This is a genomic window from Streptomyces sp. CA-106110 (genome assembly GCF_050936285.1).
Taxonomy (GTDB): Bacteria; Actinomycetota; Actinomycetes; order Streptomycetales; family Streptomycetaceae; genus Streptomyces.
Genome location: NZ_JBNJNB010000001.1, coordinates 5677358 through 5700255 on the forward strand (window position 1 = coordinate 5677358; position 22898 = coordinate 5700255).

Consider the following 22898-nt stretch of genomic DNA (forward strand, 5'->3'; position numbering starts at 1 on the left):
CGGGCAGGGCACCCGCTTCCTGGGCTGGGCGTACGGGGCGCGCAAGGACTCGCGGGAGCGGTCGGGGTCGTCGGAGGCGCAGCGGCGCTCGACGCGGCCTCGGAGGCCGCAGCCCGAGCACAGGCCGAAGGCGTCGCGGTAGGGGCCGCAGCGTTCCTCCTCCAGCGCGGCGATCTCGTGCGGCAGGACGGGGTGCGGGTAGGGGCGTCCGCTGCCGGCGGCGGGCTCGCTGGTGGCGGGGTCGAACTCGTAGGCGCGCTCGCCGGGGCGGACGGGCAGGGACCACCAGGACTGCCCGGGGGGGTAGTGAAGACGTGCCGGACGTTGCGGATCGTGTGGCCGTGGTGGTCGGTGGGGACTCGGTGATGCTGCTGAAGGCGTGGCGCAAGAAGCAGGCCGCCGAACGCGAGGAGTGGGCGTCGGCCGGCGTGCCCGCACAGTCCGGCAACCGGGTCTTCACCAGGGACGACGGTGCGGCCTACCACCCGCAGTTCTTCACCGACCGCTGGGACCGGCTGGTGGAACTGTCCGGGCTGCCGCCGATCCGGCTCCACGACGGCCGCCACGAGGCGGCAAGCCTGGCGCTGGCCGCTGGCGTCGCCCCGAAGGCCGTGCAGGCGATGCTCGGGCACGCGTCGATGCGGATGACGACCGACACCTACCAGACGGTGCTGCCCGAGATGCACGCCCAGACCGCGTCGGCGTCCCTGGACCTCATCACCGCCTACCGGAAGGCCGAGCAGGCGGAAGCGGCGCAGCTCGGGCACGCCGCGGTGGAAACGACCGACGGCTACCAGGTGCAGCCCGCGCAGCCAGGGAAGGCGGCCGTGAAGAGGGCGAAGAGGCAGCGCAGGCGGGTGGCCTGACAGGCCGCGGGGCCCCACTGGGTCCCGCGCGGGCCCCATCTTGGCCCCATCGGGCCGCTTTCCGGGTCTCACAGGGCAGTGGGCTAGACCACGAGCCGATCAAGGAAACAGTAAAGGCCCAGGTCAGAGTAGGTGACCTGGGCCTTTGTGGATGAGCCGCTTTCGGGATTCGAACCCGAGACCTACGCATTACGAGCTCGCAAGAACGTTCCCCTATGCTTCCCTGCCCGTCCCCGCTTTCCTCGTTCCAGCAGGTCAGCGGCCGCACACCTCTCCGAGGCTCCATGATCGATCACCGGGTTTCACTGTCCTTCCGGCCACACCCTGGCCACACGGAGGCCCTGTTGGCGGCCACACGGGACACCAGCTGGGCGGCCCGCCAGTTCAGCGCCGCGCGGGAAAGCCCGTACAGCGCATCCCCCTTGCGACGCAAAGAGGCCCTACCCCGCTGAGGGTAGGGCCTCTTTGGCCGTCTGCGCGGGCCAGCTCGTGGCCGCTGAGCACAGGCTAGCGGCTCTGGCGCTCGTTCGCCTGGCAGTAGGCACACACGACTTGGGCGTTGGGCCCGTAGCGCGCTGTCAGGCCCTGGCAGCGCGCGCATCGGGGAAGCCCTCAGGGCGCTCAGCGGATCACTAGCCGGGGTAGCGGCCCTGCCAGTGCGGGTCCCAGCCTCCGAGGTACTCGCCGCCGCTGGGGCGGTCGACGATCTGGGCGACGAGGTCGCGGGCCAGGGTGTCGAGCACCCAGGCCAGTTCATGCCGACTCACCAGATCGACGGGCAGCGCCTCCGCGCCGTGCGCGGCTCCGAGCAGCGCCCCGGTCATGCAGGCCACCGAGTCGCCGTCGGGCGCTCCGGCGGCGAAGCGCAGTGCGGCGCCCACCTGGTCCCGCTCCGGGAAGGAGGCGGCGACATACAGGCCACCGAACAGCGCCGAGGGCGCGGTGGCGTCCGGAGCGAGGTGCGCGAGCCGCTTCGGGTCGGCAGGATGCTGGTCGGCCTGCTCAAGTGCCTTGATGAGCTGTACGCGTTCCCTGCTGGACAGGTCGGGGTCGATATCAGGAAGCGCGTGGATGGCGTCCATCAGGGTTTGGCGCACCTGCGACTGCGCGACGAACAGGGACTCCTGCACCTCGGGAGTGCTGGTCAGGCAGTGGCTGAGCAGCACGGTCGCGTGGGCCGCGGCGGACTGGGCGGCCGGGTCGCCGTGGGTGAGGGCGGCGATCTCGCGAGCCTGCCGCACCCAGTACTCCGGGTCGTGCCCCGCAACGGCCACGGCGACGGGGAGGGTACGGGTGAGCGCATGGCAGCCGCGGCTGGTCGTCGTCGGCTTCTCCACGGTGCCCTGCTCGATCTTGGACAGTGCGGCCACGGTCGCCGGCGCCGAACCCCGCCGGTGTGCCAGCACGGGCACCTGGGCGAGCCAGCCGTCGGGCCACTCCTCGTCACCAGCTGTGACCCAGCGGCGCCGCATCCGCTCCACCTCTATGCCCTGCAGGGCGGCCCACCGGCAGTAGGCGTGCCACACCACCGACGGGGGATGGCACAGGCCCCTGTGGTCACCGCGCACGCAAGCGCGGATCGTGCCCTCGGTGGTGAAACAGGCCAATTGAGTGGTGACCCCGGCCCGCAAGGTGCCCTCGGCCGGCAGCTTGCCCCGCGCCGCACCCAGCGTGTCGCCCACCGCCAGCCCGAGCAGCAACCCGCGCACCCGCGAGGATGTCCACTTCTGCTTCAAGAACTCAATCTGCCGCTCCGGCTCCGCGTCGCACTCCTCCCGTACTTCCTCGACCTCTCGCGGCCGGCTTACGGGAGAGGTGCCATCGCTGGCCGCCGGGGTGGCCAACGCGTGCACCGCGTCCTGCATCTCTGGGTGCTTGTCGAGATGCCAGCCGCCGGTCAACACCCGGCGCAGGTCGTTCAGTGCGGTCTCGGCGTCGGTTCCGGTGGCCAGGTGGCTGTAGAGGGCTGCGACGGCTGGGGTGCGGCTCTGCCCGGCCGCGCAGTGCAGTAGGACCCGCTTGCCGGCGTGGCGGAGCCGCAGTACCTGGCGGGCTGCCTGGTCCAGGACGTAGTGGAGGTTGGCGTTGTGTCCCTGGCTGTCCACTAGCCAGACGCGGACATGCTCGATGTCGCTGCCGGGGAGGATCGGGTCCGTCCCGACCCGGCACAGCGAGACCACGGCATCGACGGGGACCGGCTCGGCACGCTGAGTCAGGGCCAGGTTGCCCAGTACCACCCCAGGGTCGTGCGGGTGGTGTATCGCGAAGGCCCGGCTGGACTGCGGCGGGATCGGCATCCGCTGCGCCAAGGGCCAGCCTGCGTCGTCGTTGCTCCCGCCGCGGGCGGTGAGCACTGCCAGCCGGACCAGGTCGGCCTGCCTGTGGCCGGGCCAGCCGTGGACGGCCTGCTGCCACTGAAGCGGGATGCCGGAGCAGCCCCAGCGCGCGCCGAGCAGGGCGCCGGCGATCGCCGCGACGGTGTCGGTGTCCGTCCCGGCGCGCACCGCCGCCTCCAGGGCGAGGTGAAAGTGCTGGGCGGGGAAGCTGCCCTTGACGGGCAGCAATTCGGGAACGGCGGTGCGGGTGATCGCCGACCAGGCCGCCTGGAGCGCGTGGACCACCCAGCCGTTGTTGCCGAAGTGGTGCGGCGGGTGGGCCTCCGCCTCGTCCAGGCGCCGCGCCCAAACGCCCCGGCGCTCCTCGGGGAGAAGGTCCAGGCCAGCGCGGACGCCGTCGAACGTCCCCTCGAGAACCGCGGTACGGATACCGGAGCACCACAGCACGCAGGCGTCGGCGCAGTCGGGATCGGGGTGGGTGAGCGCGCTGACGGCGGTGGCGGCCTCGGCCATCTCCGCGGCGTCGCCCAGGTGAGCGAGAGCGACGATCCCGGTGCGCATCAGCGAGCCGTTCCCGGCGGCGCGATCGTTGCCGGAGGTGAAGCCTCGTGCGGCCTCCAACAGCGCCGCGCCCGGCGCTCCGCCGGCCCGGCGGGCGACGCCCAGGACAGTGCGGGTCTGCGAGCCGACATCGGTGGCGCCGCCGCTCAGCCATTGCTGGAAGTTGGCGGCAATCTGGTCGAGGGCCTCGGGGGTGCGCAGGTCCGCCCCGGCGGCCGCGACGTCGGCAATGCACACCTGCATCTGGGTGTCGTCGGAGTACTCGCCGGGCTCGTACGGCCCCAGACCACCGCCGATCATCTGCGGCTGCTGGTCCTCGCGCAGCCTTGCCGCGAACTCGTAGGGCACGCCCAACGCGTCGCCCACGGCTGCCCCGAGCAGTACGCCGGCGACCCGATCGGCGCCCAGGGAGTCCAAGTAGGGCTGGGGTTTACGGGCGTGGACCATGGGGCCTCCATGTGGTGCGGCGGCGCACGTTTGTGAGCCGAGCAGTGGCGGGCGGGCAGCGATCCCAGGCGTGAGAAGTCGGGGTGACACAGCCGCAACTGGCAGGCTGAAGAAGTCGGTTCATCGGCGGCTTGATGCTGCGCCAGATTGGCACGACACCTCAGTTATCGTCAAGGAGACGATAGTGAGTGCTTGTCAGGACGGGCAGCAAAGGGGTTCACAGCAGTACTCGTGCGGCGAACACACCCAGTCAAACCGGCGAGGGATGCCACGTCGACCGATGAGCAGCCGCTCTCGCCGACCTCGTGGCCATGTCTCCGAAGAGGCTCGACCTAGTCCGTACAGGACGCTCGGGCGGATCTCGGGCCGGCCGACGTAGCCGCACTCGTGCGGGCAGGGCACCTAATTCCAGGGCTGGGCGTACGGGGCGCGCAGGGACTCGCGGGAGCGGCGCGTGTCAGCGGGCGAACCGGATGTCGCGCGCCTTTCCGAGCTCGCGGAGGATCTGCAGGGCAAGCCCAGTCACCTGCGAACCGGAGGCAGAGAACGCGGAGGCGGTCCAAAAGGGCATGTACCCCGGAACATCCACCAAGCGCGGCATGATCGGACCGTACCAGCGGAGCACTTCCGCAAGGCAGTTGCTCAGCAGGAAGAAACGACATACCGCTGTGCCGAGGGCACGATAGTTGTCACCGAGGGAGCGAAAAGGCTGGCGGCAGAGCCGGGCTGAGGCGGTAATTCGATGTGGGCTTACGGCTGTTGGTGGATCATGAGGGGATGACTACCTCCTTGTTCGCCGCGTCGGCGGCGGACCTGACGATCGAGCGTATACGCGCCTTCGCTGCACGGCCGGAGCAGGTAGAAAGCCTGACGCTGGAGTTCAAGCGCGAGTACTCCACCAGCCTGCTGAAGACCATCGCGGCTATGGCCAACACCTACGGCGGCCTGATCATGGTCGGCATCATCGATAAAGCCGAGGCCGACAAAAAGGGCTGCGAGCGCGTCGTCGGTGTCGACGCGCAGGAGACGATCGACAAGATTGCCAGTGGCTGCCGTGAGAAGTTCGACCCGCCCTGGGAGCCGACCTTCATTCCCGTCCCGCTGGACGACGAGTCCGGGCGCAGCGTGGTGGTCATACGCGTTGACGCCAACGTCGCCCCTCGACCCCTGCTGATTGACCTGCGCGCCCCGATCCGGCTGAGCGGGCAGAACTCCACCGCAGACCGCGACAAGCTCCTTCAGCTCGCCCGTGAGGAGCCGGCCGCAGGGGTGCTGCCCATGGGTCAGAGCCTCATGGCCCCGCGGCTGAACCAGGACAGCGACGGCCATTGCACCGAGGACTTCATCCTCCGCACCGGCGTTAACCTCCCGATGGGAGAGGCTGGCATCTGGCGCCCGCTATCGGAGCGATCCGTCGCCTCGCTCGCGCGGGCCTTGAACGCCTCACCTTTCCCCAGTGCTCTGCTCAACCTCATGCAGGGGGCGGTCACCGACAGCATCGGCTTCCGCCCGCTCGGGCACAACAGGTCCCGGACGGCACGGCTGGTGTGGCAGGCCGTCAGCAAAGCCTCAGTGGCGCACCCAGTCGAGGCAATCGTGACGGTCAAGCTCCCCGAGGTCTACGGCCCCACTCCCACAGCTCCGATGGCGAACGTCACTATGGACGTCATCTCCCGAGTCCGGCGATACGCCGAGAGCCTCGGGCACATGCAGTGGGAGTACCGGTACCCCGTGCCGGACCTGGCGGTCCTGTTCAACGGCCTCCTGGAGACCGCCGTCAACCACGATGTCACCACGGAACTCGCCCGCATCACGGACATCGACACCGCCCTGGTAGCGCAGCCGCGTGAACTCCACCTCGTCGCGGACCGGTGGGTGGCCCATCTCCTCCGCGACGAAGGGCTGCGGGAGATCCCGGATGCCGGCGCGTCGACCGGGGGCATCTTCCGCGCCACCCCCACCCTGGACTTGCGTGTCGCCGCCGAGCGCCAGGATCAGGTGGACGACTGGCTCCGCCAGCTCGGTCTGGACGCTGGCCTGACCGGCATGGAATCGCTGTTGGAGCACTACCGGGCCACGACCACGCCGACGGCGTAGCTCCCTCCGGAAGCTCTGCGGGCCCTGTACCAAATTGTCACCAGGTCGGCGCACTACCTGTCACCAAGGGCACGCGAAGCACGGTGGGTGTCACCGGCTCCGGCGTTGTACCGTCCGCCTGAGCTGCACTGCGTCCCCACACGGTCAGCCCGGTGTGCTCCCTCCGGCGGTCTGGTGACAACCCACCTGCCTTGGTGACAGCTATCGTGCCTCGGCTCACCCGCTCAAGTGAGCCGGGACACGATAGTTGGAACCGGTGCGGTGAGGTGACCTGGTGGTCTTGACCTGCTCGGACGCGCTTGTTGGAACCATCTGGTCACGCTTCTTGCAACGTTCGGTGAATTGCCATTCATGTTGGAACCAGTTCCGAACATCTCGGGCCTGCGGCGTCCGTGGTCGTTTTCCTGGGAGGCATGGAACCGAGCGAGTGCGTACGCAGGGCCGCGGGTGGGGTGGTGGCGACGGCGGGTGGGCCGTTGTGGTCGCACCTCGCCGCTTGGGATGAGCTTCTCGTCCCGGTCTCGGTGGAGGGCGGCAGGGACGGCCTGGACCTGGACGAGGGCTGGACCGGGCGGTGGACGGTGACGTGGAGGACCCGCGGTGACCAGGTGTCCTGTCTGGTACGGGATCTCGTCCGGACACCGATGGTGGATGGCGATCCGATTCGCTGTTTCTCCTGGCAGCGTGAACAGTGTCACCGGCCCGGCCTGCAGTTCCTGGTCAGCACCGGCCGTCACCACGGCGCGGAGAGCCTGGAGGAGAGCCGGTTGCTGCTGGCCCTGGACTTCGCCGGCGACGTGGTCGACGTCGTCTCGCAGCCGCTGAAGATCTCCTTCACAACCTGCGGGAAACGCCGCACCCGCACCCCTGACTACCTCGCGGTGACCCGCCGCGGCGTCTGGCTGATCGACGTACGCCCCGAGCCCCTGATCAAGGAGGCGGACCGGGAGTCGTTCGCCGCGGCGATTGACGCCGACATCACCGTCCATCTCGCGCGTCGGCTCCACGAGTGCTGAACGAACGTCTGCTGGGCCCGGACCGACAACGACCAGCCCGGCCCGGGACTGCCCGTCTGCTGAGGGCGGCGGGGGCATGACGGGGGCGGTGACGGGCCCGCCCCCGGGCAGGCACCGCCCCCCGTCGCGGGCGTCAGAGCGCGCTGAAGCCGCTCTCCCCCGGTCGGCGGCAGTCAGTGATGGCCGCCAGGGGGATTCCCCCGATGAAATCCATTTCCTGGGTGGGGCCGACGGGACCGATGACGGCCGCGGTCGCGGTCTCCAGGGACGTGCTGTTGGCGTAGACCGTCGGCTTGGTCAGGATCTTGCTCCGCGCGGGCGGCGCGGCGAATTTGTGCCAGCCGCTGACCTGGATCTGGTAGAGGTGCCGGTCGTTGCTGGCGTACCCGCCGCAGTCCTCGTCCAGCGCCGTGGAGACCAAGGTCGGCTTGGGGCTGCTGACATGGGCCCGGGCGTAGGCGATCGGGTCCTCAAGGAACATGGCGAGTTCGGTCGCGACGGACGTGTTGTTGCGGGACCTCATCCCGTTCGCCTGCCGGATGACCTCGGGGGAGCGCCCATCGGCTCGGAAGCAGACCAGGCTGGCCGATCCGGCGAGCGTATACCCGTGCGCGGGAGTGTCGGACTGCGCCTGCGCGGGCTCCGCGGCGGCCGACGTATGCCCGGCCGAGTGGGTCTGGTCGGCGCTGGAGGTCTGCGCGGCCCCGCCGAGCCTCAGCTTGTCGGGCTTGTCCGGTACGGGCGGCGGCTTCCTTTTCCCAGCGGGGGTGTCGGACTGCGCCTGCGCGGGCTCCGCGGCGGCCGACGTATGCCCGGTCGAGTGGGTCTGGTCAGCGCTGGAGGTCTGCGCGGCCCCGCCGAGCCTCAGCTTGTCGGGCTTGTCCGGTACGGGCGGCGGCTTCCTTTTCCCATCGGTGGGCGCGGTCTGTACGGCGACCGGGCCGCCGACCCCCTCGTGGGCGGCACCGGCGGCGGGGGCGGTCCGTGGCTCCACGGCGCGTTGCACATCGAGCGGTGCCTGCATGACGCGCTGCGCGTTGACCTCCGCGGCGCGTTCGAACTTGTCGGAAGCGTCGGAGACGCGGAGTCCGTTGCCCATGTCCGTACCGGCCACAGGGCCCTGACGCTGCTGGATTACATGGGTCAGTTCATGGGCGAGGGTGTGCTTGTCCCCACCGTCGGCGCCGATGACGACATGGCTGCCGGACGTGTAGGCGCGGGCGCCGACCTCGGTGGCCGACGCACGGGCGGCGTTGTCGTCGTGGACGCGCACGTCGGAGAAGTCCGCGCCGAGCCGCGCCTCCATTTCCTGGCGCACTGGCTCGTCGAGGGGCTTTCCGGCGCTGCGGAGCACGTCGTGGACGGCGGAGCGCTGCACCGGTGCGGGCGAGGTCGCGATCTCCTGGTGGCCGCAGCCGGCGCCGTGCTCGTGCTGTTCCCGGGCCCAGGGGTGGTCGGCGCCGCGGAGCATCTGGACGACCCCGGCGTTGCCCGCAGCGGCTTGTAGGCCGAGCAGGCCATGCTGCGCGGGCGGGGCGGATGCGGGCCGACGGGCAGGGATACGGCTGTTGCCCGCCCCGGTGTGGGAGCCGGCCTTCTCGTGATCGTGCACGGGAACCCCTCTTCTGGCGTGAGATCGTCAACTTCCTTGGCTACGTGGCGGGGAGCCGCTGGCGCAAGGTACGGGCGGGCAGCAAGCAATGACCGGACAGGCACATCCAATGCCGCGATGATCCGCGTGTGGGCCGACCTGTTCTCGCCAGGGGAAGAACGGCCCCCGGGGTCCAGGGTGCAGCTGCTCGTAGACGTCATCCGGCACATTGATGCGCAGTTCGTGTCGGGCCGCGCCCAAATCCTGAGCGTTCATGACGTCTCTCCTCCTGGTTCGGGGAGCTGGCAGGGCAGGTGCGGCGGCGGAGCAGTAGAGGTCTTGGCGGAGCAGCTGCTCATCCGGCGTCTCCCACGGTAGCGGCGTGGCCCGTGGCAGGTCGCCGGTTCACACACGCGCTCTCGGCTGGCCCGGCGCCCGGCGGTGCTCGTCTTGTCACCAGCAGCCCGCAAAGCAGGACCGGTGTCACCAGCTCCGGCGCTCCACCAGTCGCCGGAGCTCCCCGCGCCCCGGTGGCCGGCCCATGAGCCGGGACACGATAGTTGGAACCGGTGCGGTGAGGTGACCTGGTGGTCTTGACCTGCTCGGACGCGCTTGTTGGAACCATCTGGTCACGCTTCTTGCAACGTCCGGCGAATTGCCATTCATGCTGGAACCAGTTCCGAACATCTCGGGCCTGCGGCGTCCGTGGTCGTTTTCCTGGGAGGCATGGAACCGAGCGAGTGCGTACGCAGGGCCGCGGGTGGGGTGGTGGCGACGGCGGGTGGGCCGTTGTGGTCGCACCTCGCCGCTTGGGATGAGCTTCTCGTCCCGGTCTCGGTGGAGGGCGGCAGGGACGGCCTGGACCTGGACGAGGGCTGGACCGGGCGGTGGACGGTGACGTGGAGGACCCGCGGTGACCAGGTGTCCTGTCTGGTACGGGATCTCGTCCGGACACCGATGGTGGATGGCGATCCGATTCGCTGTTTCTCCTGGCAGCGTGAACAGTGTCACCGGCCCGGCCTGCAGTTCCTGGTCAGCACCGGCCGTCACCACGGCGCGGAGAGCCTGGAGGAGGCCCGGTTGCTGCTGGCGCTGGACTTCGCCGGGGGCCTGGTTGATGTCGTCTCGCAGCCTATGAGGCTGCGGTTCGACACCGCGGACAAGCGCCGGAGTCATACGCCGGATTTCCTCGCGGTGACCCGTTCGGGGGTCTGGCTGATCGATGTGCGCCCGGAACCGCTGATCAAGGAGAAGGACCGGGAGTCGTTCGCCGCGGCGGCCGAGGTCGCCCTGGCTTGCGGCTGGCACTACGTGGTGGCCGCCGGCTGGCGTGACCACGTGTGGTCGTCCCTGGATGCGTTCTCCTCCCGACGACGGCGGCTGTCCGACCCGCTCGGGCTGCGGCCTGCGCTTCTTGGGGCCGCGCGGCCGGGGCTGACATTCGGCGAACTCGCCGCCACGGCAGCCTACGAGCCGCTGGCCCGGGCCCAGTTGCTGCACCTGCTCTGGCACCGCAAGCTCGGAGTCGACCTGGCACAGCCGCTGGCCGACCGTTCCCCTGTGGTGGCAGCGTCGGGAGTGGCGGTATGAGGCCGGCCGGGGCGGTGCTGGACCTCTCGCCAGGGGCCGGGGTGGTGCTGGACGGCACCGAGTGGACGGTTGAGCGGCGGGAGCCGCACCTGGGCCGGGTTCAGCTCGTCGCCCGCGACGGCGTCCGCCAGCAGGTGAGCTTCCGGTTCCTGGCCAACCATCCCGGTTGCCGGCCATCTTCGCGGACGACGTCGACCGGTGGCGACCGGGGGCGCCAGTCCAGGACCGTCGAGGACCTGAAGAAGGGGCGGCTGGAACTCGTTGAACTGAGGATGGCCCACCTCCTGGAGGTAGCGACCGGGTTCCGCAGCGGTGATCCGCTGCGGCCGGTGCCGGGCGAGCCCAAGCCCGAGTACGACCCGGACACCACCACGCTGACGGGCCGTCGCCGGGCGAAAGCGGCCGAGCTCGCCGCCTTGGACCGCCAGCAGGCGAAGCTGCTGGGGCTGGACGCCGTCAGCGTCCACACCCTGATCCGGTGGGAGACCAAGCGCCGGAAGTTCGGGCTGATCGGGTGCGCCGACGACCGCTGGCTGAGGGAAAGCGGCGGACCTCGAACGGTGTCGGAGGAAGTGCGGGAGGCGATCCTGGCGGTCCGTGAGGAGACCCTGCGCGGGGCGAAGGTCTCGATGCGCACGAAGGACCGCATGATCCGGCAGTACATCCGCGAGACCTTCGACGCGAAGGACCCGGATGCCGGCGAGGAGACCAAGGCGGCGACTGCGGTCCCCAGCTACCGCACGCTCTGCCGGGTCTGGAAGGAATGGTTCGGCTCGGGAGGCGCACGTCAGCGCTATGCGCGTTCGGCCGAGCTGCCGATGAAGAACGGGCACGTGGTGGTCCACCGGCCGGGCCAGGTGGTCGCACTGGACACCACCGTCCTGCCGGTCATGGTCCGCGACGGGGTCTTCGACGACCCGGTCAAGCCCCACCTGACGATCGCCCTCGATACCTACACGCATTCGCTGGTCGCGTTCCGGCTCACCCTGGTGTCCGACACCGCGGTGGACGTCGCGATGCTCCTGCGGGACGTGATGATGCCGCTGCCGATGCGCGCGGACTGGGGCGAGGAATTGGAGTGGCCCTACCCGGGCCTGCCTGCGGCCGTCGTCTCGCAGTTCGCCGGACACAAGGTCGCGGGCCTGCCGTTCTTCACCCCGGAGACGGTGACCACCGACCACGGGTCGGTCTACCGGAACCATCACCTGGTCGAGGTGCAACGCGTACTCGGCTGCAACATCCTTCCCTCACGCGTCCTTCGCCCACAGGACAAGGCCGCCTGCGAGCGGGCGTTCGGCACCTGCAGACAGCTGCTGTTCGAGCTGCTGACCGGTTACACCGGCATCGACATCGCGGACCGTGGGGCCGACCCGGCGACCGACGCGGTCCTGACGGTCGACGAGTTGGAGCACCTGATCGCCACCTGGATCGTGTCGGTGTGGCAGACGAGGCAGTTGGGCGACTATGCGCCGCACTGGGACCCGGACAGCGTCCACAGCCCGAACTCGCTGTTCGCGGCCTCGTTCGCGCAGGCCGGGTTCGCGATGGAGATCCCCGCACCGGAACTGTTCTACGAACTGCTGCCAGTCCATTACGTGGCGATCGACGCCCGGCGCGGGGTGAAGATCCGCGGACTTTGGTACGACGACGAAGAAGTCCTGCGCAACTACCGCGGCCAGCGGTCCACCCGGGGCGGGAAACACAAGGGCAAGTGGGTCATCCGGCGTGACCCCCGGGACCGCCGCAGCGTCTTCTTCCAGGACCCGATCACCCACGCCTGGCATGCTCTGGCCTGGACCGGCATGCCGTCGGTGGGGCAGATGCCGGCCTTCGGCGACGCCCGGGTCCGTGACCTGCTGAAGAAGGCCGACGCCGGCGGGCTAAAGCCGAAGAGCGACGACGAACTGCTCCCGGTCCTCCTCGAACTGATCGGGTCCGCGATCCCGGTCACCCGCTGGCCGACCCAGATGAAGAAGTCCCAGCGCATCGAACACGCCCGCGAGGTCCTGCAGGCCGAGAGCGCTGCCGCCGACCGGCCCCGACCAGCCCCTGCCGAACCAGCAGCCGCGGCCGATATCGCCACACAGCCGGAGCCGGAAGCATCCGTGCTGCGGTGGCCGCAGCGTGGTCGGCAGACCAGGGACACCCTTGATGCCGACCGTCGCCGCCGACGCGAGGCCGCAGGCCCCGTCACTCCCGCCCCGCCGCCCGCCCTGGGGTCCCGCTTCCGCGAACGCAACGTGTTCGTCCTGCCCGAGGACGACGAGCAGGAAAGTTGAACAAATTGCGCCGGGAAGACTTGGATCAGCGGTACCCGGCCTGCTGGATGCGCTAGTCGCAGCTGCGGTGCGCGAATGGTCTGAGCTCAACGGGTAAGACGGCGGTCGGGCTCATCTTTCACCCGATCCGTCGAGGCAGTAGGCGCGCCGTCACGGCGCGGGCCCAGTGCGGCTGCTGCTCTCGATTGCTCGCGACACTTCGCGGTACGGCAATGCATTTCGACCGCTCCTCGAGGGTTACAGACCTGCCAAGTCCGACTGGTGCACATCACGGTCTGACGTGATGACTGCTGACGGACCGAGCGTTTCCCCGCAGGCGGCGCAGTGGACCTCCGTTCGGAGGACCTCGCCACAGGAGTGCCTGAAGATGACGACGTTCTCCGGGTCGTCCCGGGCGTAGTTGTCACCCCAGTCGCGGATCGCATGCAGGAGAGCGAAGAGCTCCTGGCCAGCTTCGGCGAGGCGGTACTCGTATCGTGCCGGCTTGTCGTCGTACAACTCCTTGGTGATGACGCCGGACGCGATGAGCGACTTGAGACGCGCCGCCAGCACATCCCTTGGGGCGCCGGTGTTGAGGACGATGTCATCGAAGCGGCGGTTGCCGAATGTGATCTCCCGAAGCGCCAAGAGTGACCACTTCTCGCCGAGGACCTTCATGGCCGCGTCGATGGAGCACACTCGAGGGTCTGGCGTCCTAGCAGATCTCATGGCGGCACTGTAGTCAGCCTCGAGGTGGATTGGCAATCCAAACCCTGCAGGCCAGTTGCTTGACATCGAAATCCGGAAGCGCAACAGTGACGCGGGTTGGGAAATCAAATCCACTTGGAGGGTTCCATGACATACCAGTCCGACACCGCGGAGACCCGGCACGTCGACGGCAAGCTGGCGCGCTACGCGTACCGCGACTTCGGCCAGGCGACAGCAACCCCGCCGCTGGTTCTTCTGCAGCGTTTCCGGGGCACTCTCGACCACTGGGACCCGGCGTTTCTCGAGCCGCTCGCAGCGGAGCGGCGCGTGATCCTCTTCGACAGCTCGGGCGTCGGTGAGAGCACCGGCACCGTTCCGCCCACCGTTGAAGGCATGGCCGAATCGGCCGCCGACTTCCTGACGGCACTCGGGCTGCCCAAGGTGGACCTGCTGGGCTGGTCGCTCGGGGGATTTGTCGCGCAGATCGTCGCCTTGGACCACCCCGGACTCGTGCGCCGGCTCGTCATCGCCGGCAGCGGGCCCGGCGGGGTTCCCGGTACCCCGGAACTCGACCCGCGTGTGCCGGCCATGATGACCGCGGACGACAACACGGAGGAACACTTCCTCTATCTGTTCTTCGGCCTCCACGAGGAGGGGCGGCGGATCGGCAAGGAATCCCTGGCACGTCTCGAGCCCCGCTTGGGCATCTCCAAGGCGGACGTTCCCGCGTCGGCATGGGGAAACCAGCTGAAAGCCATCCTTCGCTGGGGCTCCGGGGATGGATCGGCATGGTCCCGGCTTGAGGAGCTGACGATCCCCGTACTCGTCGCGAACGGGGCGCACGACGTCATGGTCGATTCCGGAGACTCCTTCGCCATGGCCACGCGGCTGACTGACGCCACCACCGTGATCTACAGCGACTCCGGACACGCCTTCCTGTTCCAGCACCCGGACGAGTTCGGCCGGGTCGTCCTGGACTTCCTGAACCGGTGACTCGTATGTCTTCGCCACATTCACCAACTGTGGTGGTAGCCCCGGACAAGTTCCGCGGCAGTCTCACCGCCAGCCAGGCGGCCTCGGCCATCGCTGCGGGCGTTCACGACGTTGTTCCGTCAGCGCGGATCATCGAGGCGCCTGTCGCAGACGGCGGCGAGGGCACGGTCGAGATTCTGGCCGCACACGGCGCGACACGTGTCCCGGTCCAGGTCGCCGGCTCACTCGGCGAGACGGTGGAGGCAACCCTCTGCTGTTCGGAGGGTGTCTGCTTCGTCGAGGTGGCGGAGATATGCGGGCTGGCTCTTCTGACCCCGACTCCGCGAACGGCTCTGGATGCGAGTAGCTACGGGGTGGGGCAGGCCATCCGGACGGCGATCGTCCTGGGCGCTCGCGAAGTAGTGGTCTGCCTCGGAGGATCAGCCACGACCGACGGCGGGTACGGGATGGCGAATGCCCTGGGCTTCACGGTCCTCGACTCTGAAGGACGCGTACTCAGCGCTGACACCAGCAGCATGCACCGGGCCTGGGATATACACCCCTCCCGCAGCACCGCCCTGCTGAATGGCGTGAAGTTCACGGCGGCGACCGACGTGCAGAGTCCATTGCTCGGTACCACCGGTGCCGTTGCGACCTACGCGCCGCAAAAGGGCGCCGACGAAGACGCCATGGGCGTTCTGGAAAGGCGTCTGTCCGCCTGGTCTGACGCTCTCCGGCGAAGCTCCGGCCGTGACATCGGCAGCGCCGAAGGAGCCGGGGCCGCTGGCGGTATCGGCGCAGCACTCGTGGCCCTGCTCAACGCACAGGTCACCTCAGGCGCGTCCCTAGTGATCGACACCCTGGAACTGCAGTCGAAGATTCAGACCGCTGATCTTGTCATCACCGGAGAGGGATCCCTGGACGAGCAGAGCCTCAACGGGAAACTTCCGCTGCGTATAGCAGAGATCGCTCACGCCAACGCCGTACCAGTGTTTGCCGTCTCCGGGCGCACAGAAATCGACCCCACCGGGATCTTCGACAAGGTCGGTCAAGTCATGTCGGATCTTCGGCCCGGTGAAGACCCGTTCGTCGACGCGGAAGCAGTACTGCGGCGACTCACGGCTCGCCTCGTCAGCGAGTCAGTACTTGTTATGCCCTGAGTCGTAGCTCAGGAGGTGCAGTGTCCCGCACCCTCAAGTCCTCACGGGTCCGTGTGTGGAAAGAAACTATGAAACAAAGGAGTCTCACCATGAACGCTATTGATGTGACACGAGTCGCGCTGGTCACCGGTGGAGGGCAGGGAATCGGTCGCGGTATTGCGTTGCGACTTGCCCAGGACGGCTTCAACGTCGCCATCAATGACATCCCGCATTCGGCTGACGCTGCGGAATCCGTGAAGGCGGAGATCGAGGCGCTCGGCCGCCGCGCCTCCCTGGTCCTTGGCGACGTGACAGAGCCGGCAGCCGTCTCTTCCATGATCGACCGGGCGGTGAGCGAACTCGGCCGTCTCGACGTGACCGTCGCAAACGCCGGAATAGCGCGGATCGAGAGCATTCTTGAAACCACTCCGGAATCATGGGATCTGACGTTTGCAATCAACGCCAAGGGAGTCTTCCTCACTTGGCAGGCTGCTGCGAAGCAGTACATCGCACAGGGCGGCGGAGGAAAGCTCATCGCGGCAGCCTCCCAAGCGGCGTACCGATCGGCGGCCGGGCTGCCCGCCTACTCCGCGAGCAAGTGGGCAGTCCGGGGCCTCACACAAGCCGCTGCACAGGAGTTCGCACCGCACGGGATCACAGCCAACTCCTACGCTCCTGGCATCGTGAACACGCCGCTCTGGAAGGACACTCCCGAAGCGTTCGAGGCACTGGTGAAGACCATTCCGCTGGGGCGCGCTCAAGAGCCCGCGGACGTCGCCGACCTCGTGTCCTTCTTCGCCTCGCCGAACTCCGACTACATGACCGGCCAGACCGTGATCATGGACGGAGGGATGATCTTCTCCTGACATTGCCGGACGAACAGCCCGAGTGAGCCAGCGTTTCCCGAAGGAGTGAAACATGAGCATGGAAGTAGCCGACACCGAAACCCTGCTGAAGCAAATCAGTGAGCTCCAAGTGGACGAGGGGTTCGCCTCTAACGGCGACGTCCAAATTCACTACCGCACCTACGGTGCTGGCCCGGCAATCGTTTTCCAACACGGTTTCCCGGACAACGAACTCAGCTACATGCACCAGGTGGTCGAGTTCGCCAAAGACCATCTGGTGATCACGCCAACCCTCCGGGGCTATCCGCCGAGCACGGTCCTCGACGACCCTGAGCGCTACACGATCCCCGAACTGAGTACCGACATCCGCACAGTGCTCGACCATCTCGGCGTCGAACGCGCTGTCGTCGCCGGCCACGACTGGGGCGGCGTGATCATCCAAGCCTTCGCACTGTTGAACCCGGAACGTGTCGAGAGCCTCATCCTGCTGAACACTCCTATCCTCCAACCCTTTCTCAATCTGGTGAACAGCGATCCGGAGCAGCAACGCCTGTCGGAGTACACCATCCCGTACATCGAGTACGAGAATGGGGATGACAAGAACATCGAGTACGTTGTGCGATTCATTCGCAACCCCGAGTGGCGCGAACGGATCTCCGCGTACCTCCAGGACTCACCCATCAACGGGATGCTGAGTTACTACAAGATGGGCTATCCGGCTCCGCCGTACGGCGGGACCGTCCCCGACGATGTGTCGGGATTCGTCTACCGCGTTCCGACTCTGATCGTGTGGGGTCTTGAGGATCCGTACTTCTCCCTGAAGCATCTCAACGATCTGTGGGACTGGTTCACTGAGTCCTATCGCTTCGTCTCGGTTCCGGGTGCGGGCCACTGGCTCCACCAGGACGCGCCTCAGAAGGTCAACCAGGAGATCCGTTCCTGGCTTGCCGCGCAGGAGAGGTCCCAGTAGTCACGCAGACACAACGCAGGAGCCGGCCTCAGCAGAACAGAGGCCGGACTCCACTGACCGGTACGCAGGTGAGGCCTGAGCCTACACATGGGGCGACGACGGGAAACTCAAGGTCACGGTGGTGATCTCCGCAGTCGACACCACCGAGGGTCTGCTCGCGAACTGGTCGCGGGGCAAGGCCCTCTACCCGGTGACGGGAGTGCCTCCCAGCTCACATGCATCCACCATGGCTGGGCTGCCCACACGATCTTCTCCCCCATTCGGTGTTAAGAAGCTACGTCTCGGCGGGCATTGGTGACGTCGCGTCACCTCGACAACCCCTCCTCCGCTCCCGGCTCGGCCCCTCAGCGGCCCGCTGGTGCTGGGCTTCAATGGCGGTGAGGTTCTTGCGCACCTCAGCCTCGTACTCCAGTCGCACTTCGTGATCTGACGGGTGGTCTGGTCGGACGGTTCAGGTGAGGGCGGCAAGACGTCGCTTGTAGTGGTGCCAGCGGGAGCGGGCCTGGTGGCGGCGTCGCCAGGTGGACCAGTGCAGGTGGAAGGCCATGCGGCGGGCCGCGAGGTGTGCGGGCAGGTCCTGCAGTAGCGCGGTGAACAGCTGGAACAAGCGGCGGGCCTCGGTGACGGTCAGCGCGATCTGGCCGAAGTCCTCGGGAGGCTCGGCGGCTGCGTCGGCGGGCAGGACCGGTGCCGGATGGTCGCGCCGGTCCACAGCGGCGATCACCGCGAGCAGGGCGAGCGCGGCCATGGCCAGCACGATGTGCCGATGCCAGGAGCGGTAGCGGCGGGCCTGGGTGTGGTCCAAGCCGACGGCGTCCTTGGCGTTGGCGAAGTCCTCCTCCACCGCCCACCTGATTCCGGCGATCTTGACCAGGTCGGCCAGGGCCATCGACCGGCCCTCGGGCACGTAGGCGTAGAAGAACGCCAGGTCGGTGGGGTCCGTGCTTATGCGGGTCTTCGAACTTGATGGGGGTGCGGCGGTGACGGGCGGGCTGGCCGGTCACTCTGTGTGAGGTGGTTGGGGTGCGGGTGGCCCAGATGCAAGGAGCCCGCGGGCCTTCGTGATCATGGTTGTTGTCTAGGCAACCGATCATGAAACCCCACGGGCTTGAACATCGACGATACCGGGATCAACGAGGCGGCAACGCGACTTCTGGGGCTGGAGGGGGTGAGTGTGACGCAGGTCAAGGACGATGGGGCGGGCGGTTCGACGGTGTACGTGGTCACGAACGAGGACTCCGCCCGGGCCTGCCCCGCCTGCGGGGTCTTCGCCACCCGGCTGAAGGACTACCGCACCACCCGGCCCAGACACCTGCCCAGCGGTGGGCGCCCGGTGAGCATCCGATGGCGCAAGGCACGCTGGCACTGCACCGACCCCGCGTGCCCACGCGGCTCGTTCACCGAGGCGATACGCGCGGTGCCCGCGGGGATGCGCACCACCACCGCCCTGCGCCAGGCGGCGGGGGCCGCGGTCTGCGACGGCGGCCGCACCGTCGTGCAGGCCGGCCGCGACCTGCACCTGAGCTGGCCGATCGTGCAGCAATGCTTCGAGGACTACGCCGCCCAGGTCCTGCCCGAGACCCCGCCCGCGACCTCGGCGATAGGGATCGACGAGACCCGGCGGGGCAAGCCGGTGTGGAAGCAGAACCCGGCCACGGAGAAGTGGGAACTCGTCGCGGACGCCTGGCACATCGGTTTCGTCGACGCGATCGGCGGACAAGGGCTGTTCGGCCAGGTCGAGGGCCGTAACGCGGCCTCGGTCGCCGACTGGCTCACCGCCCAGCCCGCCTCCTGGCGCGAGCAGGTCCGCTACGTCGCCATCGACCTGTGCTCCACCTTCCGTGCCGCCGTCCAGCGTGCCCTGCCGCATGCGGCCGTGGTCGTCGACTGCTTCCACATCGTCCAACTCGCCCAGCGCCACCTCGCCGACCTGCGCCGCCGCCTCACCTGGAAGCAGCACGGCCGCCGAGCCCGCAAAGGCGACAGCATCTACACCGTCCGCAAACTCCTGCGCCGAAACAAAGAAGACCTCACCGAGGACCAACACACCCTCTTTAAGGTCGAGTTGGACCACATGGGCACCTACGGCCGACAGATCTACACCGCCTGGCAGGCCAAAGAACTCCTGCGCGACCTCCTGCACCTCGCCGTCAGCCGCGCCCACACCACCCCCGACCACTCCGCGATCTCCGCCGCCCGCCACCGCTTCCTCGCCCACGTCGCCGACCACGCCCACCTGCCCGAACTCGTCACCCTCGCCGAGACCATCGAGCAGTGGTGGGACGGCATCGAGACCTACCTGACCACTGGAATCACCAACGCCGCCTCCGAAGGCAACAACCGCCTCATCAAACTCGAAGCGCGTAACGCCTTCGGCTTCCGGAACCGAGCCAACCAACGACTCCGGTCACGCTGTGCAACCACACGCCGGAGCCGCCGGGAGGCGCACCCCCACTAAATTCGAAGACCCGCTTATGCGGCCGGACATGACCACACGCCAGCGGTGGCGCTCGTGGCTTGTCGGAACGCCGGCGTCCGTGTTCATGAACATCGTGCTGCTAAGAGGCCGCGCGGATAGGTGCGGTTGGGGGACCCCGACAGCGAACGGGCACAGGTCCCAGTGATCATGGAGTTGCGACGCTCTGTGATCACTGAGGAGACCTGTGCCCGCGCTGCCATCATGGCTCACCGAACCGCTCTGGGACCAATTCATGGCCCTGCTGCCCAGGCGGACGGAGTTCCACCCAGACCATCCACTCGGCTGCCACCGCCGACGCATCAGCGATCGGATCGTCTTCGACAAACTGCTGCAACTGCTGCGCTTCGGCTGTTCTTACCAGGCGATCGCCGACACGACCTGCTCGGCCACCACGATCCGCAGCCGTCGCGACGAGTGGATACGACTCGGCGTGTTCGCCCGCCTCAAGCAGATCGCGCTGGACTCCTATGACCGGATCGTCGGCCTCGTTCTCGATCAGATCGCCGTGGACGGCTCCATCACCAAGGCGCCCGGAGGCGGCGAGGTCGCCGGTCGTTCCCCGGTCGATCGCGGCAAACAGGGCCTGAAACGCTCGGGTATGACGGATGGGTACGGGATTCCCCTGGGTCGTGTCCTGGCTGGCGCCAACCGCCACGACTCCCCGTTACTCGCCCCCACCCTGGAACGTCTGGACGACCTGGGGCCGTTACCCGACGACATCACCGTGCACCTGGACGCCGGATACGACTCGGACAAGACCCGCACGCTACTTAACGAACGCGGCCTGCACGGACGCATAGCACACAAAGGCGAGAAGGCACCCATCCAGGCCAGTCAACGCTGGCATGTCGAACGCACCCACGCATGGCAGAACGCCTTCTGTCGGCTCGCCCGCTGCTACGAGCGGCGCACGACCGTCATCGACGCATTCTTCGACCTCACCGACACTGTCATCACCGTGCGTAGTCTGATCCGACGAGCATGGACGACTCACCGCTGGGGCGAACGCCCCAGCCGCCGACCATGACTGCACCCCTATCCGCGCGGCCTCTAAGCCCCACTCGCTACTGGGCTCTGTTCAAGCTCCGCGACAACGCTTGGCAGTCGCGGGGGCTGACGGCCAAGACGGCTCTGCCGAAGAACCGGCACTGCGTCGATACGAAGGATCTGATGAACGCTTAGGTGTTCACGGGGACGACAAGCTAGTGCTTTGACCGGGCAGGTTCGCCGGGTCGAAGAGGCCAAGGATTCGCACGTCTGACAGGTGTTGGGCTTCAACGGCTCTTCGCAGTTGAGGGTGTAGCAGCAGTGCGCGCGTTGGTAGCCGGGCAGGGTCAACGGCTTCCGATGATGGAGGCTCTTGCGCCGCTCACCCCCACTACCTTCAACTGCGAGGAGCCACTACAGGAGCGGGCGATGGATAACGAGATTCAGCTGATCAGTGACGGCGATGGACTTGCGGTCATCGGGAACCCGACGGATGTCGACCGCTTCCTCGCCTCAGAGGGACTGTCATCGAAGGACCTCGGACTGCAACGGCTCAAGTCCGTCGCCGGTACCGGGGCCGCGGTCGCGCAGGCAGGTTCGGAGATCGCCGCCAACTCCGGTCGCTGGGTGAAGCTGAGCGGGAAGTCGGCAAAGCTCGTCAAGAAGTACGGGCTGAGGGAAAGCTCGAAGACGGGTCTCAGCACAGGTGTGGTGAAGGGGAACAAGGGCCAGATCAGGGGATTCATCGAAGTTGTGAAGGCGCCCCGATCGCTTCTGACCAACCCGGCGCTTCTTGCCGGTGCTGCGGGGATCATGGCGCAGGTTGCGATGCAACAGGCCATGGTCGAGATCACCGACTATCTCGCCGCGATCGACGAGAAGGTCGGAGACGTGCTGCGCGCCCAGAAGGACACTGCGTTGGCCCGCATGATCGGAGTGGGCTTCGTCATCGAGGAAACCATGACCATCCGGGAGAAGAGGGGCAGGGTCGACGAGATCATGTGGTCGAAGGTGCAGACCGCGCCGACGACGATCGCAGAAACCCAAGCCTACGCATTGCGTCAACTCGACGCGCTCGCAGAGAAGATGGAGCGCAAGACCGAGATCGGTGATCTCGCCACGACGGCCAAGGAAGGCGAGTCGATAGTTCGGGAGTGGCTCGCTGTGCTGGCTCGCTGCTTCCAACTGCAGGACGCGATCGCCGTACTCGAACTCGACCGGGTACTGGATGCGTCTCCGGAGGAGCTGGACGGGCATCGCCTCGGACTGAAGGCTGCCCGGCAGGACCGGCTGGAACACATCTCGCGGAGCACTGAGCGTCTGGTGGCCCGGATGAATGCGGCTGCCGACTCGGCCAACGCGCAGGTGCTGCTGCACCCGACCGCGTCCCCGGCTGTAGTCCAGTCGAGCAACCATGTCGCGACCGGCGTCTATGACTTCCACGGGCGGCTCGGGATTGAGTCTGGTCGCCAGTCATCGGAGGCGAGACGATGGGTGGACGCGGCCGCGGAGGTGAGGGACGAGGCGCTCGAGGCAGGAGCAAAGGGCGTCGATGCCGCCATAAGCTTCGGCAACGAGACCCTCGACTGGGCCGGCAAGGCGCTCGAGGCAGGAGCAGAGGGCGTCGATGCCGCCATAAGCCTCGGCAACGAGACCCTCGACTGGGCCGGCAAGGCGCTCGAGGCAGGAGCAGAGGGCGTCGATGCCGCCATAAGCCTCGGCAACGAGACCCTCGACTGGGCCAGCTCGGTAACGGGCAAGCTCTCCAGCGGGATCGCCGAGCGAGCGCGCCGTCTGCTCGGGGACGATGAGGAACGCGACGAGGAAAGCTGAGTGGGCGCCGACCGTCAGCCACGTGCACAGCCCGGCCACCCTCAACTGCGAAGAGCCCGTAAAGGAGGCTCGGCCGGATCTCCGGCTGGCCGACGTAGCCGCAGCCGTGCGGGCAGGGCACCTACTTCCACGGCTGCACGTGCGGTTCTGACCGGCCCCCTCCCGGGGCATCCGAACGGCGTACTAATCTGACCGCTCCTCAT

Annotated in this window: 16 protein-coding genes; 12 read left to right on the plus strand and 4 right to left on the minus strand. The window is 67.8% G+C overall.

Annotation, left to right across the window (positions count from 1 at the left end):
* The first annotated feature begins 341 nt into the window (after positions 1-341).
* Positions 342-866 (plus strand): tyrosine-type recombinase/integrase, encoded by a 525-nt coding sequence (locus tag ACQEXA_RS26130; RefSeq protein ID WP_432930841.1) that lies wholly within the window; start codon positions 342-344, stop codon positions 864-866.
* Positions 867-1498: 632 nt separating this feature from the next.
* Here ACQEXA_RS26130 and ACQEXA_RS26135 read toward each other — a convergent pair.
* Complete coding sequence (locus ACQEXA_RS26135) at positions 1499-4210, minus strand: ADP-ribosylglycohydrolase family protein (RefSeq protein ID WP_433131160.1); 2712 nt, start codon at positions 4208-4210, stop codon at positions 1499-1501.
* Between the two features lie 777 nt (positions 4211-4987).
* Here ACQEXA_RS26135 and ACQEXA_RS26140 point away from each other — a divergent pair.
* A complete protein-coding gene (locus tag ACQEXA_RS26140; RefSeq protein ID WP_433131162.1) occupies positions 4988-6307 on the plus strand; it encodes an AlbA family DNA-binding domain-containing protein in 1320 nt (439 codons plus the stop codon).
* 413 nt (positions 6308-6720) lie between these two features.
* Complete coding sequence (locus ACQEXA_RS26145) at positions 6721-7323, plus strand: hypothetical protein (protein WP_433131164.1); 603 nt, start codon at positions 6721-6723, stop codon at positions 7321-7323.
* 133 nt (positions 7324-7456) lie between these two features.
* On the opposite strand, the gene ACQEXA_RS26150 is transcribed toward ACQEXA_RS26145, so the two are convergent.
* Positions 7457-8935: an eCIS core domain-containing protein gene (locus tag ACQEXA_RS26150; RefSeq protein WP_433131166.1), complete on the minus strand. Its 1479-nt coding sequence runs from the start codon at positions 8933-8935 to the stop codon at positions 7457-7459.
* A gap of 705 nt (positions 8936-9640) precedes the next feature.
* Here ACQEXA_RS26150 and ACQEXA_RS26155 point away from each other — a divergent pair.
* Complete coding sequence (locus ACQEXA_RS26155; RefSeq protein WP_433131168.1) at positions 9641-10504, plus strand: TnsA-like heteromeric transposase endonuclease subunit; 864 nt, start codon at positions 9641-9643, stop codon at positions 10502-10504.
* Positions 10501-12783 carry a transposase gene (locus ACQEXA_RS26160; RefSeq protein WP_433131170.1) on the plus strand — a complete coding sequence of 761 codons (2283 nt, stop codon included), beginning with the start codon at positions 10501-10503 and terminating at the stop codon, positions 12781-12783. The genes ACQEXA_RS26155 and ACQEXA_RS26160 overlap by 4 nt, the downstream gene beginning before the upstream one ends.
* 237 nt (positions 12784-13020) lie before the next feature.
* Here ACQEXA_RS26160 and ACQEXA_RS26165 read toward each other — a convergent pair whose 3' ends face one another.
* Positions 13021-13440, minus strand: a complete 420-nt coding sequence (locus tag ACQEXA_RS26165) for a winged helix-turn-helix transcriptional regulator (protein WP_433131172.1) — start codon at positions 13438-13440, stop codon at positions 13021-13023.
* A 177-nt stretch (positions 13441-13617) separates the two neighbouring features.
* Here ACQEXA_RS26165 and ACQEXA_RS26170 point away from each other — a divergent pair, with 177 nt between their 5' ends.
* The 4 genes from ACQEXA_RS26170 (at position 13618) to ACQEXA_RS26185 (ending at position 17396) form a co-directional block, all read left to right on the plus strand.
* Positions 13618-14463, plus strand: coding sequence for an alpha/beta fold hydrolase (locus ACQEXA_RS26170; protein WP_433131174.1), 846 nt, complete (start codon positions 13618-13620; stop codon positions 14461-14463).
* A 5-nt stretch (positions 14464-14468) separates the two neighbouring features.
* Complete coding sequence (locus ACQEXA_RS26175; RefSeq protein ID WP_433131176.1) at positions 14469-15602, plus strand: glycerate kinase; 1134 nt, start codon at positions 14469-14471, stop codon at positions 15600-15602.
* A gap of 89 nt (positions 15603-15691) precedes the next feature.
* Positions 15692-16447, plus strand: coding sequence for an SDR family oxidoreductase (locus ACQEXA_RS26180; protein ID WP_433131178.1), 756 nt, complete (start codon positions 15692-15694; stop codon positions 16445-16447).
* Positions 16448-16499: 52 nt separating this feature from the next.
* Positions 16500-17396 (plus strand): alpha/beta fold hydrolase, encoded by an 897-nt coding sequence (locus ACQEXA_RS26185; RefSeq protein ID WP_433131180.1) that lies wholly within the window; start codon positions 16500-16502, stop codon positions 17394-17396.
* 451 nt (positions 17397-17847) lie between these two features.
* Here ACQEXA_RS26185 and ACQEXA_RS26190 read toward each other — a convergent pair whose 3' ends face one another.
* Positions 17848-18303, minus strand: coding sequence for a transposase (locus ACQEXA_RS26190; RefSeq protein ID WP_433131182.1), 456 nt, complete (start codon positions 18301-18303; stop codon positions 17848-17850).
* Positions 18304-18504: 201 nt separating this feature from the next.
* On the opposite strand from ACQEXA_RS26190, the gene ACQEXA_RS26195 reads away from it, so the two are divergent.
* The 3 genes from ACQEXA_RS26195 (at position 18505) to ACQEXA_RS26205 (ending at position 22695) form a co-directional block, all read left to right on the plus strand.
* Positions 18505-19854, plus strand: a complete 1350-nt coding sequence (locus ACQEXA_RS26195; RefSeq protein WP_432920902.1) for an ISL3 family transposase — start codon at positions 18505-18507, stop codon at positions 19852-19854.
* Between the two features lie 205 nt (positions 19855-20059).
* Positions 20060-20902: an IS5 family transposase gene (locus tag ACQEXA_RS26200; protein ID WP_432935809.1), complete on the plus strand. Its 843-nt coding sequence runs from the start codon at positions 20060-20062 to the stop codon at positions 20900-20902.
* A 389-nt stretch (positions 20903-21291) separates the two neighbouring features.
* Complete coding sequence (locus ACQEXA_RS26205; protein ID WP_433131184.1) at positions 21292-22695, plus strand: hypothetical protein; 1404 nt, start codon at positions 21292-21294, stop codon at positions 22693-22695.
* Positions 22696-22898: the final 203 nt, after the last annotated feature.

Excerpts from the sequence above, each read along its gene's own strand:
- ACQEXA_RS26135 (WP_433131160.1), bottom strand. The coding sequence starts at position 4,210 with ATGGTCCACGCCCGTAAACCCCAGCCCTACTTGGACTCCCTGGGCGCC.
- ACQEXA_RS26140 (WP_433131162.1), top strand. The coding sequence starts at position 4,988 with ATGACTACCTCCTTGTTCGCCGCGTCGGCGGCGGACCTGACGATCGAG.
- ACQEXA_RS26145 (WP_433131164.1), top strand. The coding sequence starts at position 6,721 with ATGGAACCGAGCGAGTGCGTACGCAGGGCCGCGGGTGGGGTGGTGGCG.
- ACQEXA_RS26155 (WP_433131168.1), top strand. The coding sequence starts at position 9,641 with ATGGAACCGAGCGAGTGCGTACGCAGGGCCGCGGGTGGGGTGGTGGCG.
- ACQEXA_RS26160 (WP_433131170.1), top strand. The coding sequence starts at position 10,501 with ATGAGGCCGGCCGGGGCGGTGCTGGACCTCTCGCCAGGGGCCGGGGTG.
- ACQEXA_RS26165 (WP_433131172.1), bottom strand. The coding sequence starts at position 13,440 with ATGAAGGTCCTCGGCGAGAAGTGGTCACTCTTGGCGCTTCGGGAGATC.
- ACQEXA_RS26170 (WP_433131174.1), top strand. The coding sequence starts at position 13,618 with ATGACATACCAGTCCGACACCGCGGAGACCCGGCACGTCGACGGCAAG.
- ACQEXA_RS26175 (WP_433131176.1), top strand. The coding sequence starts at position 14,469 with ATGTCTTCGCCACATTCACCAACTGTGGTGGTAGCCCCGGACAAGTTC.
- ACQEXA_RS26180 (WP_433131178.1), top strand. The coding sequence starts at position 15,692 with ATGAACGCTATTGATGTGACACGAGTCGCGCTGGTCACCGGTGGAGGG.
- ACQEXA_RS26185 (WP_433131180.1), top strand. The coding sequence starts at position 16,500 with ATGAGCATGGAAGTAGCCGACACCGAAACCCTGCTGAAGCAAATCAGT.
- ACQEXA_RS26205 (WP_433131184.1), top strand. The coding sequence starts at position 21,292 with ATGGATAACGAGATTCAGCTGATCAGTGACGGCGATGGACTTGCGGTC.